The following is a 14720-nucleotide window of genomic DNA, read 5'->3' as shown; positions in this document are numbered from 1 at the left end:
TTTCGAAATTTCTGTAGGCATTTTCTATACTTTTTTCTGAAGCTTTTTCAAATTCCTTTTCAGTTATATTATAATATTGCTGAACAGAATATACTTTTTTATTTCTTTTTCTCCTGACTTAGCAACCAGTCATATAATTCTGGATTATTATAGGTTTCTGTCCAGCTGTTGTGATTTGCAAAGGGATAAATAGTATATTTTACATCTGCATTACCGGCTTGTTTTAAAGCCATCACCATATTGTTACTGTTCTCAGGTAAAACTACATCGTCCATCGCTCCATGAAAAACCCAGATTGGCATTGTTTTAAGATGCTGCGCATTTCTATAAATTGGTCTGTAAATTGCACCACAAACCGGAGCCATAGCAGCAAATAATTCAGGATATTTTCCACCGGTAGCCCAAACACCATAACCGCCCATACTTAGACCGGTTAAGTACACTCTACTAGGATCAATATGTTCTTCTTTAATAATTTTCTTTATTAGACCTGCAACTTCATCGGGTTGCCAATACGTACCTTCCGGGCACTGCGGGGCAAGTATTACAGCATCAATTTCATTGCCGTCTTTTAAATATTGAAATGGTCCATTTACTTTTACTTTCTGAAGATCTGTGCCGCGCTCCCCGGCACCGTGTAAAAATACAATTAAAGGATAATCTTTTTTAGAATTCTTATAGCCTTCAGGTTTATAAAGTAAGTAGCCCATATCTACAGGGATTTCTACTTTCTCTTTAAATTGGTTTTTTGAAATACCGTCGGTTTGTGCTTCCGAAGAAATTCCGAAGAAAATAAACAATCCTAATATTGCGATTTTCGATATTTTCATATTTACTTTTTTTGAGTTTATCTTAATTGAATTCTGATTCCCTTATCTTTTAAAATCGAGTCTTTCAAGCCCATTTTTAATTTCAGGAGCACTCATAAATAGATCCCAAATGAGTCCGCTTCTATAATTTTCAATCATTACCATCATAGGTCCCTGATCGATCGCTAAGTATCTTTCAGCCACCCAATCACCGCCATCTAAACTGAAGGCATCGTAAAAACCGGCAGGTCCCCAAAGTAAATCATGCTGATCTTCGTAAAAATATCTTATTGCTTTTAAAGACTTTTCGGGAGTATAAGGTATAGAACTTACTGCTGCAGTTGGCGCTACAACACCTTTATCATCATCTGGAGAATGTGCTGTATACCCCACACTTCCGTCTTTATTCTTAGTATAACTTGCAGTTAAGCCCCAGCTATTCTCGCTATATGTTTTGAACTTATTAGGATTTTCCTGAGCATATTCGTAATTAATATTGCTGTGATTTACATTTAAATCCCAATAATTTGCATAACGATCGCTCAACCCTTTTGGATTTAAACCTAAGTAAGAATAGTGCGCCCAGAAAAGTGGTCCTGCTTTATCGCCATTAGTATTAAATTTTAATATTAGCGGAATTCCGTAAGCTTTTTTATCTGTTGTGATATTTCCGCTTCTCGCCCATCCGTCATGGTAAACTTCAGGTTTTATGGCATGTTCTGGAGAACTTGCTGCCATGATATAAGTGATTAGACATTCATTATAACCTTCAATCATAAAGTTTTTCTGGAACTCATAATTTGGTGACCAATGCCAAAAAATGCCGTTTTTATTATTTGTGTACCAATCCCACTCAATATTCTTCCATAATTTATCGAATTTTGCTGCTACAGCTTTTTCCTCTTCATTGCCATCTTGCAAATATTGGCGCACTACCAGAAATCCCTGAGCTAAAAATGAGGTTTCTACAATATCACCACCGTTGTCTTTAGTGTCGTTGCCAAATTCCTGAGTTCCGGCAGTTCTCCCATTGATCCAATGAGGAAAAGCACCGTGATATTTTGGTGTTTCTTCTAGGAAAGTTGCGATTTTATCAAAACGTTTCACAGCTTCTGCTCGAGGAATAAAACCACGTTCTACACCAGCAACAATTGCCATCAATCCAAATCCAGAGCCTCCTGTAGTGACAATATCAGGATCATTTTCTCCATAATCTCCGTTTGGATGGTATCGTTCTCTGGCCATGCCGCTATTAGGTTCAGCGAAATCCCAGAAATATTTTAAAGTTTGCATCTGGACGGTGTCCAGCAAAGCTTCTTCACTCAGTTTGGTTGAATCCTGAGCAGTTTCTTTTTTGTCTTCTGATTTTTCTTTTGAAGCGTCATTGCATGCGGTAAATGCGAAGCCCAAAAACAGAAGATATATAATGTGTTTATTTAGATTCATCGGTTAAGCTTAAAATAAAAAAGGTGTTTCAGAAATCTCCCGAAACACCTTTTAAAATAGATTTATTAGTATCCAGGGTTTTGTTTTAATAGACCTCCTGAAAGGCTTATCTGATCTTGAGGAATAGGGAAAACTTCATTTTTGCCAGCCTGGAAACCAAGCGGTCCAAAAACCTCTTGTCCTCTTCCTTGTCGAATTACATCAAAATATCGATCGAATTCCATACCAAATTCTAATCTTCTTTCTTTCCAAATAGTTTGTCTAAGTTCAGATTGAGAGGTTGTAGTAATTGCAGGTAACTCTACACGAGATCTTACTTCATTAAGACTGGCCAGGGCTGCACTTGAATTTCCTAACTCATTATTAGCTTCAGCATTCATAAGCAATACATCTGCATAACGAAGCAATATTAGATTTTTATCCAAGGCATTAGCTGCAAGTGGCCCAAAATACATCTTCTCACTATAGTAAGGATTAGGCGCATCTTCACTTACCACTGCAGAGATATTTGGATCACTGTCGTAAAGATCGTTATCATACATTTCTTCTCCACGGAAAATAATTGTTGCATCCCTACGAATATCATCTCCAGCAGCGTTATAAGCATCTACGAGACTTTGGGAAGGAACATCAAACCCCCATCCCCACTGGCCACGTACGCCATGGTGTTCTGCAAGGTTATTAACTCCTAAATTTTCTGAAGAGCTTCCCTGAACTTCAAATATTGATTCAACAGTATTTTCATTCTGTATTCTCCATAGCTCTTCGTAATTAGGATGTAAAGCATACTGTCCTGAAGCAATCACTTCATTCGTAAGTTCCAAAACTTCTTCCCAGTTCCCTTGATACATTTGCACTTTGGCAAGTAAAGTTTTAGCTGTTCCTCTAGTAACTCTACCTGTTTGCGCAGGCGTTTGTGGTAAGTTTTCTGAAGCTTCAGTTAAATCTTCTACGATAAAATTGTAAACATCTTCGCTACTGTCTCTTACAAGTAGCGCTTCCTGATCACTAGGATCTGTTTCTTCAGTAATAATTGGCACTCCCCCAAAAACTTTCACCAACGTAAAATAATGGTATGCTCTAAAGAATTTGAATTCTGCCTGATATTCTGCTATAGTTGCTTCAGCTAGATTATTTGAAGGTTCATTTACAATATCAATCCCGGTATTTGCAGTAGCAACACCACGATAATTTGCTCCCCATATTCCAGCTACAGAAACATCTGTAGGCTCGTGAGTAAAATTATCCAATTTAGCTTTATCTGCTCCTGTATCTCCTGGCGAACTTCCTTTATCTGCATCGTCTGATGCTATACTGAAGATACCAGAGAAAGAAAAAGAATGCTGACTATAATCTAACAAGTGAGAATAAGAAGCAACCACTGCCTGCTCTACATTTTCTCCCTGAAAATACCCACTGCCTGTTGTGGCCTGGCCTTCAGGTTTTACATCTAAATAATCGTCTGAACAAGACATTGCCAGCAGTGCAGAAACCACTACTAAGGTTTTTGTCATTGTTTTATATTGAAGTCTTAAATTTTTCATTATCATACTATTTTTTAAAAGTCAATATTCAATCCTAAAAGAAACTTAGCTGTCGTTGGATATGCATCCAATTCTAAACCGCTATCAAGAATTCCTCTTGGTAATTCAGGATTAAATCCGCTATACTTTGTGAACGTTAGTGCATTTTGTGCTGTAGCATACACTCTTAAGCGAGAAAGTTGAATCGCTTCCAGAATATTGTCTGAGAAATTATAACCTACAGTGATGTTATTTACTCGAAGAAAATCGCCATCCTCTAAGTAATAATCTGATGGAAGAGGCACTTCATTAAAAGCTGCCGGTCCTCCGTTAGTATTACCTCCAGTATATCTCTCTCCAAACAAATCTGAATCTATGTTCTCTCCACTAAATCTTTGTGCTCTTAAACCATTAAATACTTTGTTTCCTGAGTTTCCGAATAAAGAGGTAGAAAAGTCCACTTGCTTATATGTTACTCCCAAATTAATTCCGTAGTAAAAATCTGGCTGATAAGATCCCATGTATTGTCTATCGGTTTGCGTAATAGAGCCATCGCCATTAGTATCTACATATCTAAAATCTCCAACTTTAGCTCCTGGTTGTGCGCTGTTATCGATTTCCGTTTGATTTTCAAAAACACCATCTGTTTTATATAACCAAAATGTACCAAGTTCATTACCTTCTACGGTTCTAGTAACGATCTGTCCATTTTCTAAATTTCCACTATCAATAAACGGAGTTGCATTTGCTATCACCGGATTAATGTTAGTAAGCTCGTTCTCATTTTTAGTAATATTGAAACCAATATTATAGCTAAAATCTCCACTCTCTGAAACATCAGACCAGTTTAGAGCAAACTCGACACCTGTATTCTGGATGCTTCCAGCGTTGGTTACAAAACTATCATCACCTGAAGTTTGTGGCAAAGCCAATGGGAATAGTATATCATCGGTTTTTTTGTCGTAATATGTGAATTCACCACTCAATCTATTATCCAACAATCCAAACTCAATACCTAAGTCCAGTTCTGTAGTGGTTTCCCAAGTAAGATTCTCATCATACTGCTGAATTGAAGAACCTCCAATGGCAACACCACCTGGGAATGGATAAGCTGAAAAATCTATTAATTGAAGGAAGAGACCAGAATCGATACGATCATTACCAACCAATCCATAACTACCTCTTAATTTAAGATTACTAAGGAAGTTTTGATTGCTGAAAAATTCTTCATTATCAATATTCCAGGCAACACCAAAAGATGGATAGTATTTTATACGCTGAGATTCTGCAAATTTTGAAGATCCTTCTCTACGAATTGTTGCATTAAAAACATATCGCTTATCAAAATTATAAAGTAAACGTGAGAAATAAGCAAGACGACTAGAGCGGTCACCCTCATTAGTTATCGTTTGCCCTTCTTGCTCACCTACTCCTAAATATAACAAGTTATCTGAAGGTGGAACGCCGCGACGTGAAGCTTCTAAAACCTCAGATGCTATTCTTTCTGAAGTTAATCCTAAAGTAAGATTAATGTCATGTTTACCGAATTTTTTATCGAAAGTTAAAAAGTTATCCCAGTTAAATCGCTCTTCATCATAATCACGAATTGTTAAAACCTGATTTTGATTATTAATTTGGTTACCACTTTCGTTAGCTACAATGTATCTAGCACCATAACTTCTATTTTTCTCTCTAAGCACATTCACACCTAAGCTAGAACGATAAGTTAACCAATCAAAAATGTCAATTTCTCCCCAAGCATTACCTAAAATTCGAACTTGTTCGTTAACATTCTTATTGTTTTCAATATTTGCTACAGGATTACCAACATTATTCACGTTAGTACTTCTATAGTTTCCATTCTCATCTCTTACAGGAATATGTGGTGATTGTTTGTAAGCATTGGTGAAATTGGCAAATGAAGGATTAAACCCTCTTTGTCTCACTAAACTTACATTATGACCAATACGTATATTCTCACTTAAATGATAAGTATTGTTTAAGCGCACAGTTAAACGTTCATAATCGTTATCTTTTAATATTCCTTCTTCGTCCAAATAGTTGGCAGAAATGTAGTAATCTACATCTTCCTTACTTCCTGAAACAGAGATATTATAATTTTGATATAAACCTTCTCTAGTTATCTGGTCCATCCAGTCTGTAGTTTGAAGGCCTCCAATTTCTGCATCAGAAAATGCAGGCTCGTTGCCTCCACGAACTAAAGCTTCATTTGTATAACGCGCATACTCCTGTGCATTAGCCATGTCTACTCCATTTACCAAAGTATTAATACCTGTAGTAGAAGAAAGAGAGATTTTCATCTTTCCTTTCCCAGATTTGGTAGTAATCAAAACGACACCATTCGCACCTCTAGCACCATATATAGCAGTAGAAGAAGCATCCTTTAAGACATCAAAACTTTCAATATCTGAGTTTGCAATACCACTTATATCCTGAGTAATAACTCCATCAACTACATAAAGCGGATCTGCACCACCAAGTACTGAAATTGCACCTCTAATTCTTACATTACCAACAGATCCCGGAGATCCGTCATTTACGACCTGTACACCAGGAAGTTTACCTTGCGCAGCCTGCAACGCAGACGTTGTAGGGGAATCATTAATTTCTTCGGCCTTAAGGTTTGAAATTGTTCCCGCTAAATCGCGAGATTCAGCTTTTCCATACCCAATTACAACGACCTCGTTCAAAGCTGCAGCTTCTTCCTTAAGTTTAATACTATATTGATTCTGGGAATCAATAGTAATATCAGTAGGTTGAAAACCTAAAAAGGTTACTCGAAAAGTATCACCTTCAACCACATCTTCTAAAGAGAAATTACCATCAAAATCGGTAACTGTAAAAATCTCTTTCCCTTGTACTTTTAATTGAGCACCAGGCAATGGCACATCAGCAGTATCTGTAACAGTACCGCTAATGGTCTTGGTTTCTTGTGCCATACCTATATAGGATAGAAGCATGACAAAAACAGTAATTAATTTGAATTTCATACGGTTTAATGTTTACTTAATTTTGCCGAAATATAGCTTTAGAACCAAAAACAACGCAAACGATATAGTACACATCTACTACATCAAGAGAATTATATTTTTAAACTTCTAAAAATCAGCACTATAAATACATTTTGTAGTAAAATTTAAAGGGCAAAATACAGCAGTGATGTAGTGTTGTAGTAGTAATAAATTAGAAAATTAAGCGTGAATTTTTAAAAATTTAGAAATTTTTAATAAGATAGTTTGTTAGATTCTCGTTTTTATCCAAATCCATTTTCTTTCTTAAGCGATATCGATGTACTTCTACGCCCCTTACTGAAATTCCCATTAGTGGAGCAATTTCTTTTGAAGTAAGATTCATTTTTAGATAAGAGCATAATTTTAAATCCTTGCTCGTTAAGGCTGGATAAACCTCTAGAATATCTTTAAAGAAATCTTCGTGTATTTCATTAAAATTGGTTTCAAAAACCTGCCACTCGTCTTTGTTTTTTATCGCAGCATTAATTTTAGTCATTATGTTCTTTAAGCGATACTCATTCATTTTAGACTTATCTTTATTCAATTCACCCTGAATTTCCATAAGCACTTCATTCTTCTTAGCAGCGATCATGGTTGTATTCGCCAATTCTTTGCGTTTCATGTCGATCTCATCCATCAAACGCTCTTTTTCCAAACGATTAATTCGTTCATTATGCTCTTTTTCAAATTTCTGTTCTATAAGAATACGGTGCTTTTTTAAGCGTTTTCGATTGTACCAGTAGATTAGCGTTGTTAAGAACACAAAAAAGAGAAAGTAAACTATCTTCATTATAGTTGATAAATACCATGGCGGAAGCACTCTAAAATTAAATGTTTCAATCTTTTCCTTTTCACTGCCAACGGGTTGCAGTTGCAATTCATATTCACCAGAAGATAAATTCTGAAATTCTAAATTCCCACTATCCAAGAGCCCGTTTACCGTGTCGTTACCTATTAAACGATATTGAATATTCTGAGAATCAGAAAGTGGATAACCTATATCAAAAGTTAGGAATTTAGCATCCTCGAAGGCAATATCGGGATGCTCAACTATATCATATTCTAATTTCACGCCATCTAGACCTGCTACATAAGGCTTCGCTATAAATACCTTTTTTTGCTCTTGTTGTAAACCTTTAATATTTAATTTTGCGAAACCATCTTTAAGAGTAACATAATATATGGAATCTGAAGTGGAGATAATATTCTCATAATCCTTAACTAATCGATCTTCTAATCTATGGGAAGGCAAAATGAGATTTTGGTTCTTAAGATCTGTATACACCAAATCATTATTCTTAGCATTTATGAACCAATAATAACCATTCCGTTCTTCTAAAAGTCGATTTGAATTAAGGTGCTTCAATTCATCAAAAATTTCTAATTTATCTAAAAATGAATTATATCGATACCATTTTGAATTAGAATAAACCGCAATTTGATTATTAATCTTATAAATTTCAGGATTAAAAAACTGCAGACTATCTGAACTTGGTAATGAATATACTTCAGTTGTTTCTTTTAAATCTTCGCTCAGGCTAATCCTATAAATTCCTTCGTAAGGGTGTGCCGCCCATAAGACCCGTTCATTTTCAAACACAATCTTTTTAACCGGAAAATCCAGTTTTTCGAAGCGAGTGAAAGCGGTATCACTCAGCTTCGCTAAACCGGTATAAGTTCCTATCCAAAAATCTTTGTTAGGGGACAATTCACTTTCAAAACTTCCCGTAGAATTATCTAAAGCAACAGCTCGGTCTTTATATATCTGAAAAGTCGCAGCATTACTATTACTTATAATCCTGTTTTTTGTTTTAGTTAGATTCCAAGAGTGACCTTCGGCACCCTTAAGTAATTTGAGACCTTCATCATCTAAATAATAGACACCTGTATTACTAGCAAGGAAAAAATGATCTTCTTCTTTAATCATATCATAAACAGTACCCAGTTCTCCATAACTATCTGTATAAAAGTTTATTGGAGATCCAACCTCTACCCTATCAATCCCATTATCAAGACCAAGCCACAAATTTCCATTGAAGACGTCCATAGAAAGAATGGTGTTGTTTTGCAAGCCGTTTGTTCTATCAAATGTTTGGATCTTGCCAGTATCACTATCCCAAGTTAAAAAACCATTTTTTAAAGTTCCTACTACTAAAACTTTACTTGACAAAGAACTAAGTTTATTAAGTTCAGCTCTACTGATAAAATCATTTACCTCAGTACTAATTAGTTGAAACTGATTGAGCTCTTCATCTAACTGATATAACCGATCTTTAGAGCCCACAATTAATTTCTTATTATGAACAATTATATCCGCAATAGTATTTTGAATTATTTCTGAAGGTTCAAAATGAGTCAATTTATCATTCATATCTACTGTAAACAAACCATCCCTGCCCTTAGCGACAAACAACCGATCTTTGAACAATATCATACTGGTAAAAACACCACTTTCAATCTTTACTATTTCCTCACCATTATATTTATATAACCCTGCGAAAGATCGAAAATAGATATTGCCATGATATTGTTTAATACCCCAAAATTCTTCATTACTAAGTTCTATGTCTTTAAAAAGATGTTTTAAAGAATGATAGACAAAAGCACCTTTAGAGTTCCGTTTCCAATAGCCAAACTCCAAATATGACCCTGTATACACTCTATCTTTATACGCAAAAACAGAACGAATTATGGAACCACTTTCTAAATTGAAAATTTTCCATTTTAAACCATTAAAAACTAAAAGACCTTTGTTGTTCGCACTGTATATAATTCCGCGTTCATCTATTGATAAATCCCAATTTTGACTAGCCGCACTGTATTCGAATGAAGTATAATTTTGTATAGGTGGATTTAATTGCTGTGCAGTAGAAACTTTGGTATTTAAAATACTGAGCAACAATAAATTGAAAAACAATAGAAAGTTTATAAAAATTCTATTTGAGCAAGTAGGGTTAATGTATTTCATGTCTCAAAATTACAACAAAAATTAAATAATTTAAGCCAAAATCACCTAGGTAAATATTTAACATTGGAATATATCCTTACAATAGGATTTATTCCTATTTTTGAAAAAAGAAGAGTATGAATTTCGAAAGAATAAATGAGAAGCTGGAAATTTTAGCTGATGCTGCTAAGTACGATGTCTCATGCTCTAGCAGCGGAAGTAATCGGAAAAATAAGAATAATGGCTTAGGAGATTCTTCTGGAATGGGAATTTGCCACAGTTATACAGAGGATGGTCGCTGTGTCTCTTTGCTTAAAATATTACTTACTAATCATTGTATTTTTGATTGTGCATATTGCGTTACTAGAAGAAGTAACGATATTAAACGAGCTGCTTTTAAGGTGCAGGAAGTGGTCGATTTAACAATCAACTTTTATAGACGAAATTATATAGAAGGGCTTTTTCTTAGTTCCGGCATTTTTAAAAGTCCAGATCATACTATGGAGCGCTTAATTAGAGTGGCTAAAAAATTAAGAGAAGAAGAAAACTTTAATGGCTATATTCATCTAAAATCTATTCCCGGCGCTAGTGATGAGTTAATGTATGAAGCAGGTCTCTATGCCGATCGTTTAAGTGTAAATATTGAAGTGCCTACAGTTTCGGGCTTAAAACTACTTGCTCCGGAAAAAAAGCATGAGGATTTCACCAAACCGATGGAGAAGGTCAAAAATGAAATTATTCAGTTTAAAGAAGACCGTAAGTTGATACGCAGTACGCCTAAGTATGCGCCGGCGGGCCAAAGTACACAAATGATCGTTGGCGCAACGGGAGAAAGTGACCGCGATATCATGTACTCTGCTCATTACTATTATAAAAAATACAATATGAAGAGAGTTTATTATTCAGGATATGTTCCTGTTGCGGTAGACCCTAGACTCCCTGCAATCACCTCTCAGGTGCCTATGCTACGAGAAAACAGATTATACCAAACCGATTGGCTTCTGCGTTTCTACGGTTTTGACGTAAGGGAACTATTAAACACAAATCATCCCAATTTAGATTTAGATATAGACCCAAAATTAAGTTGGGCCCTTAGGAATCAGCACTTATTTCCAATCAATATTAATTATGCCGACAAATCTATGTTGGCAAGGGTGCCCGGTTTAGGGATGCGATCGGTTTTTAAAATTTTACAGGCTAGAAAATATCGAAAACTAAACTGGGAACATCTTAAAGCTATTGGTGTTGCACTAAATCGTGCAAAATATTTTATTGTTTGTGATTCGCGATTATGGGAGAAAAAAGATCTAACTGCAGAGCAAATTAAATCTAAGATTATAAAAACAAGTTCGAGCAAGTTCAGAAAAGCCTATTCTACGCAATTAAATTTATTTGATCATGCCTCATAAAATTCTTATTTATGATGGCACCTTTCAGGGGTTGCTCACATGTATATTCCAGATATATGAAGAAAAAATTGTGGATTTTAACATTCATCCTGAAGGAAACGAAAAACCCGACTTTTTCGCTGAGAAAGAACTTATATATACAGATACTGAAAAATCAAAAAGAGTACTGCAAAGCTTTCAATCGTACACGTCTAAAAAAGCGGTACATCGTATTTATAGATCTTTCCTTTCAGAAATCCCCGGAATTGAAATTGATATTGTAGCTTTTTTTCAGCATATTTTCAAACATAAAACTGATCTTTCCGATGATTTCTCCTATCCACCGATCTTAAAAATTGCGCAGATCGATCGAAAAGTAGGACGCGAAAAGCATAGAATGGAAGCTTTTATTAGATTCGAAATGCTAAAAGATGGAATATTTTTTGCAAAAATAGCCCCAGATTTTAACGTTTTACCCCTGATTTTAAAACATTTTAAGAACCGATATGCCGATCAAAAATGGATAATTTATGATGAAAAACGCAAATTCGGCCTTTATTATAATTTAAAAAAAGTAGAACCTATAAGCCTCAATTTTAACAATAATTCAAAAAATGAAGCCGATATCCTCCATAATGAAGAAATTAGCTTTCAAAAATTATGGAAATCATATTTCACCTCAACCAATATAAAATCTCGAAAAAACTCTAAATTACACCTTCAACATGTCCCTAAACGTTATTGGAAATATTTAACGGAAAAGACCACTGTCATGTAATAAAAAATAGTTTAAATTTGCTTGTTCAACTAATTAAACATTATAACGATGAAAAGATTATTTTTATTATTTGCTGTAGCAACAATGACAATTTCAATGTATTCTTGTAGAGAAACTACTGAAGAGAATGCTGAGGAAAATATGGAACAAATGGGTGACGATATCGAAGATGGCGTTGAAGACGCTGCCGAAGATACTGAAGATGCTGTAGAAGAGGCTGGTCAAGAAATTGAAGATGAAGTAGAGAACAACGACGATATGTAATTTTCACTTACTGTGAAAAGAAAAACAAAAGCCACTCTCTGTAGTGGCTTTTTTTAGCCATTTTAATTTATCATTAAACTATATTAATCATGAAAAAACAAATTTTAGCATTATTTGTTGCTATTTTCGCTTTATCACTATATTCATGTAGAGAATCCACTGGAGAAAAAACAGAGGAAGCGGTAGAAGCCATTGGCGAAGATATCGAAGACAACGTAGAAAAAGCTGGAGAGAAAATTGAAAGAGGAGCCGATAAAGTTAAAGAAGAGGTAGATGAAGAAATTCATGAAACCGATGATATCAACGGCGAAGAGGCTAACGACGATATGTAAAAATCGAAACAAAAATAAAGGCTTCAAAATTTGAAGCCTTTATTTTTTTCTTTCTATCACATAATTTACCATTAGCTCTAGAGAATCTTTAAATTGAGATTGCGGATAGTTTTTAAGGATTTTTAAAGCCTCTTCCTGAAAGGCTTCCATTCTTTTAGTCGCATAATCCAATCCTCCCTTTTTCTTCACAAACGTAATAACTTCTTTTACGCGTTTTTTATCTTTATTGTGATTTTTAATCGAATTAATCACCCACGCCTTTTCTTTCTTATCTGAATTATTCAACGCATAAATCAAAGGCAATGTCATTTTCTGTTCCTTAATATCAATACCTGTAGGTTTGCCTATTTTATCATCACCGTAATCAAATAAATCATCTTTAATCTGAAATGCCATCCCTATAAGCTCTCCAAATCGTCGCATTTCTTCTACATCTTCAGAATCTGGTTTTACTGAAGCAGCTCCCAAACTACAACAAGCCGCAATCAAGGTTGCTGTTTTTTGCCTTATTATTTCGTAGTAAACTTCTTCTGTAATATCCAAGCGACGGGCTTTTTCAATTTGCAATAATTCGCCTTCACTCATCTCCCGCACCGCTACCGAAATAATTTTAAGCAAATCAAAGTCGTTATTATCTATAGAAAGCAATAATCCTTTTGACAATAAATAATCTCCAACCAGCACTGCAATTTTATTTTTCCAAAGTGCATTTATACTGAAAAATCCACGCCGACGGTTACTATCGTCCACAACATCATCATGCACTAATGTAGCAGTATGAATTAATTCAATTACAGAAGCTCCACGATAAGTGCGCTCATTCACTTTCCCTTCGGAAACCATCTTAGCTACCAAAAACACAAACATGGGACGCATTTGCTTCCCTTTTCGATTTACGATGTAATGTGTGATCCTGTTAAGTAACGCTACTTGTGAAGACATCGATTGGAAGAACTTCTTTTCAAAAAGTTCCATTTCCTTTTCAACAGGAAGTTTTATTTGAGAGATTATCTTCATAAAGAGCCCAAAGATAGGTTATTTCGGAAAAATTGAAGTTAAATTAAGACGCCGATTTATTTGCTAACTGTCCACATGCAGCATCGATATCTTTACCGCGAGAACGACGAACGGTTACCGTGATTCCATTTTGTTCTAATAAATTTTGATACATATCTGTAGCTTGTGAAGAAGCTTGCTGAAAATCACCATCATCGATAGGATTATATTCGATTAAGTTCACTTTACACGGAACATATTTGCAGAATCTAACTAAAGCCATTGCATCTTTACGAGTATCATTCACATCTCTCCAAACAATATATTCGTAAGTTATTCTACTCCTCGTTTTGGAGTACCAATATTCTAAGGATTCTCTTAGGTCTTCTAATGGAAAGGTTTCATTAAAAGGCATAATCTTTGTGCGAACCTCATCGGTTGCGGCATGCAAAGACACTGCTAGTTTTATTCTGGCTTCGTCATCTGCCAGTTTCTTAATCATTTTAGGAACTCCAGAGGTAGAAATCGTAATTCGTTTTGCAGACATTCCTAAGCCTTCATCTGAGGTGATTTTATCTACAGCTTTCATTACATTATTATAATTCATAAGCGGTTCTCCCATACCCATAAATACAATATTGCTCAAAGGACGGTCAAAATATAATCTACTTTCATTATCAATAGCGACAACCTGATCGTAAATTTCGTCCGGATTCAAATTCCGCATACGTTTTAAACGCGCTGTTGCGCAAAATTGACAATCGAGACTACATCCTACCTGAGAAGACACACAAGCCGTTGTACGCTTGGCTGTGGGAATTAGAACAGATTCTACGGTAAGATTATCATGTAATTTTACAGCATTTTTAATGGTGCCATCACTACTTCGCTGCATTTGATCGACGCGAATGTGGTTGATCACAAAATTATTAGATAGCATTGCTCGCGTTTGTTTAGAAATGTTCGTCATTTCGTCAAAACTATGCGCTCCCTTATTCCAAAGCCATTCGTAGACTTGCGATCCTCTAAAAGATTTGTCTCCGTTTTCTACAAAAAACTCTTGCAGTTGTATTTTGGTTAATGCTCGTATATCTTTTTTCTTCTTTTCCACGCTACAAAATTACAAAGATTCTAAGGATAATTTATTACCTCATTAAATGCAAAAAGCCACAATTGAAATAATTGCGGCTTTTTAATTGATATTC

Annotated in this window: 11 protein-coding genes; 4 read left to right on the top strand and 7 right to left on the bottom strand. The window is 35.1% G+C overall.

Translation table 11 applies throughout. The features are described 5' to 3' along the window. Window positions 1-98 precede the first annotated feature (98 nt). The 5 genes from PBT89_RS03670 to PBT89_RS03650 form a co-directional block, all read right to left on the bottom strand. Entirely contained in the window at window positions 99-830 is a 732-nt protein-coding gene (locus PBT89_RS03670; protein WP_270063439.1) for a prolyl oligopeptidase family serine peptidase, read from the bottom strand. Window positions 831-872: 42 nt separating this feature from the next. Next, a complete protein-coding gene (locus PBT89_RS03665) occupies window positions 873-2255 on the bottom strand; it encodes a glucoamylase family protein (RefSeq protein WP_270063438.1) in 1383 nt (460 codons plus the stop codon). Window positions 2256-2320: 65 nt separating this feature from the next. Further along, window positions 2321-3799, bottom strand: a complete 1479-nt coding sequence (locus PBT89_RS03660; protein ID WP_270063437.1) for a RagB/SusD family nutrient uptake outer membrane protein — start codon at window positions 3797-3799, stop codon at window positions 2321-2323. A gap of 14 nt (window positions 3800-3813) precedes the next feature. Then, window positions 3814-6789, bottom strand: coding sequence for a SusC/RagA family TonB-linked outer membrane protein (locus tag PBT89_RS03655; RefSeq protein WP_270063436.1), 2976 nt, complete (start codon window positions 6787-6789; stop codon window positions 3814-3816). Window positions 6790-7012: 223 nt separating this feature from the next. Continuing rightward, window positions 7013-9778, bottom strand: coding sequence for a helix-turn-helix and ligand-binding sensor domain-containing protein (locus PBT89_RS03650; protein WP_270063435.1), 2766 nt, complete (start codon window positions 9776-9778; stop codon window positions 7013-7015). A gap of 116 nt (window positions 9779-9894) precedes the next feature. Between PBT89_RS03650 and PBT89_RS03645 the strand changes: the two genes are divergently transcribed. From PBT89_RS03645 to PBT89_RS03630, 4 genes are all read left to right on the top strand, one after another. Beyond that, the gene (locus PBT89_RS03645) at window positions 9895-11166 is read left to right on the top strand and encodes a putative DNA modification/repair radical SAM protein (protein ID WP_270063434.1); all 1272 of its coding nucleotides are present in this window, start codon (window positions 9895-9897) and stop codon (window positions 11164-11166) included. Beyond that, a complete protein-coding gene (locus PBT89_RS03640) occupies window positions 11156-11923 on the top strand; it encodes a TIGR03915 family putative DNA repair protein (protein ID WP_270063433.1) in 768 nt (255 codons plus the stop codon). Before PBT89_RS03645 ends, PBT89_RS03640 begins: the two co-directional genes overlap by 11 nt. A 48-nt stretch (window positions 11924-11971) precedes the next feature. Then, window positions 11972-12187 carry a hypothetical protein gene (locus PBT89_RS03635; RefSeq protein WP_270059061.1) on the top strand — a complete coding sequence of 72 codons (216 nt, stop codon included), beginning with the start codon at window positions 11972-11974 and terminating at the stop codon, window positions 12185-12187. An 89-nt stretch (window positions 12188-12276) separates the two neighbouring features. After that, window positions 12277-12519 (top strand): hypothetical protein, encoded by a 243-nt coding sequence (locus PBT89_RS03630; protein WP_270059062.1) that lies wholly within the window; start codon window positions 12277-12279, stop codon window positions 12517-12519. Window positions 12520-12558: 39 nt separating this feature from the next. Here PBT89_RS03630 and PBT89_RS03625 read toward each other — a convergent pair whose 3' ends face one another. Both PBT89_RS03625 and rlmN read right to left on the bottom strand, forming a co-directional pair. Further along, the gene (locus PBT89_RS03625; RefSeq protein WP_270063432.1) at window positions 12559-13536 is read right to left on the bottom strand and encodes a polyprenyl synthetase family protein; all 978 of its coding nucleotides are present in this window, start codon (window positions 13534-13536) and stop codon (window positions 12559-12561) included. A 43-nt stretch (window positions 13537-13579) separates the two neighbouring features. Continuing rightward, a complete protein-coding gene (gene rlmN / locus PBT89_RS03620) occupies window positions 13580-14626 on the bottom strand; it encodes a 23S rRNA (adenine(2503)-C(2))-methyltransferase RlmN (RefSeq protein ID WP_270063431.1) in 1047 nt (348 codons plus the stop codon). Window positions 14627-14720: the final 94 nt, after the last annotated feature.

The sequence above is a fragment of the Zunongwangia sp. HRR-M8 genome (assembly GCF_027594405.1).
Classification (GTDB): Bacteria; Bacteroidota; Bacteroidia; order Flavobacteriales; family Flavobacteriaceae; genus Zunongwangia.
This window is presented reverse-complemented; position numbering and strand designations above follow the sequence as displayed.

What these genes read in the sequence shown, in the direction of transcription:
- PBT89_RS03670 (WP_270063439.1), bottom strand. Translation starts at nt 830, where the DNA reads ATGAAAATATCGAAAATCGCAATATTAGGATTGTTTATTTTCTTCGGA.
- PBT89_RS03665 (WP_270063438.1), bottom strand. Translation starts at nt 2,255, where the DNA reads ATGAATCTAAATAAACACATTATATATCTTCTGTTTTTGGGCTTCGCA.
- PBT89_RS03660 (WP_270063437.1), bottom strand. Translation starts at nt 3,799, where the DNA reads ATGAAAAATTTAAGACTTCAATATAAAACAATGACAAAAACCTTAGTA.
- PBT89_RS03655 (WP_270063436.1), bottom strand. Translation starts at nt 6,789, where the DNA reads ATGAAATTCAAATTAATTACTGTTTTTGTCATGCTTCTATCCTATATA.
- PBT89_RS03650 (WP_270063435.1), bottom strand. Translation starts at nt 9,778, where the DNA reads ATGAAATACATTAACCCTACTTGCTCAAATAGAATTTTTATAAACTTT.
- PBT89_RS03645 (WP_270063434.1), top strand. Translation starts at nt 9,895, where the DNA reads ATGAATTTCGAAAGAATAAATGAGAAGCTGGAAATTTTAGCTGATGCT.
- PBT89_RS03640 (WP_270063433.1), top strand. Translation starts at nt 11,156, where the DNA reads ATGCCTCATAAAATTCTTATTTATGATGGCACCTTTCAGGGGTTGCTC.
- PBT89_RS03635 (WP_270059061.1), top strand. Translation starts at nt 11,972, where the DNA reads ATGAAAAGATTATTTTTATTATTTGCTGTAGCAACAATGACAATTTCA.
- PBT89_RS03630 (WP_270059062.1), top strand. Translation starts at nt 12,277, where the DNA reads ATGAAAAAACAAATTTTAGCATTATTTGTTGCTATTTTCGCTTTATCA.
- PBT89_RS03625 (WP_270063432.1), bottom strand. Translation starts at nt 13,536, where the DNA reads ATGAAGATAATCTCTCAAATAAAACTTCCTGTTGAAAAGGAAATGGAA.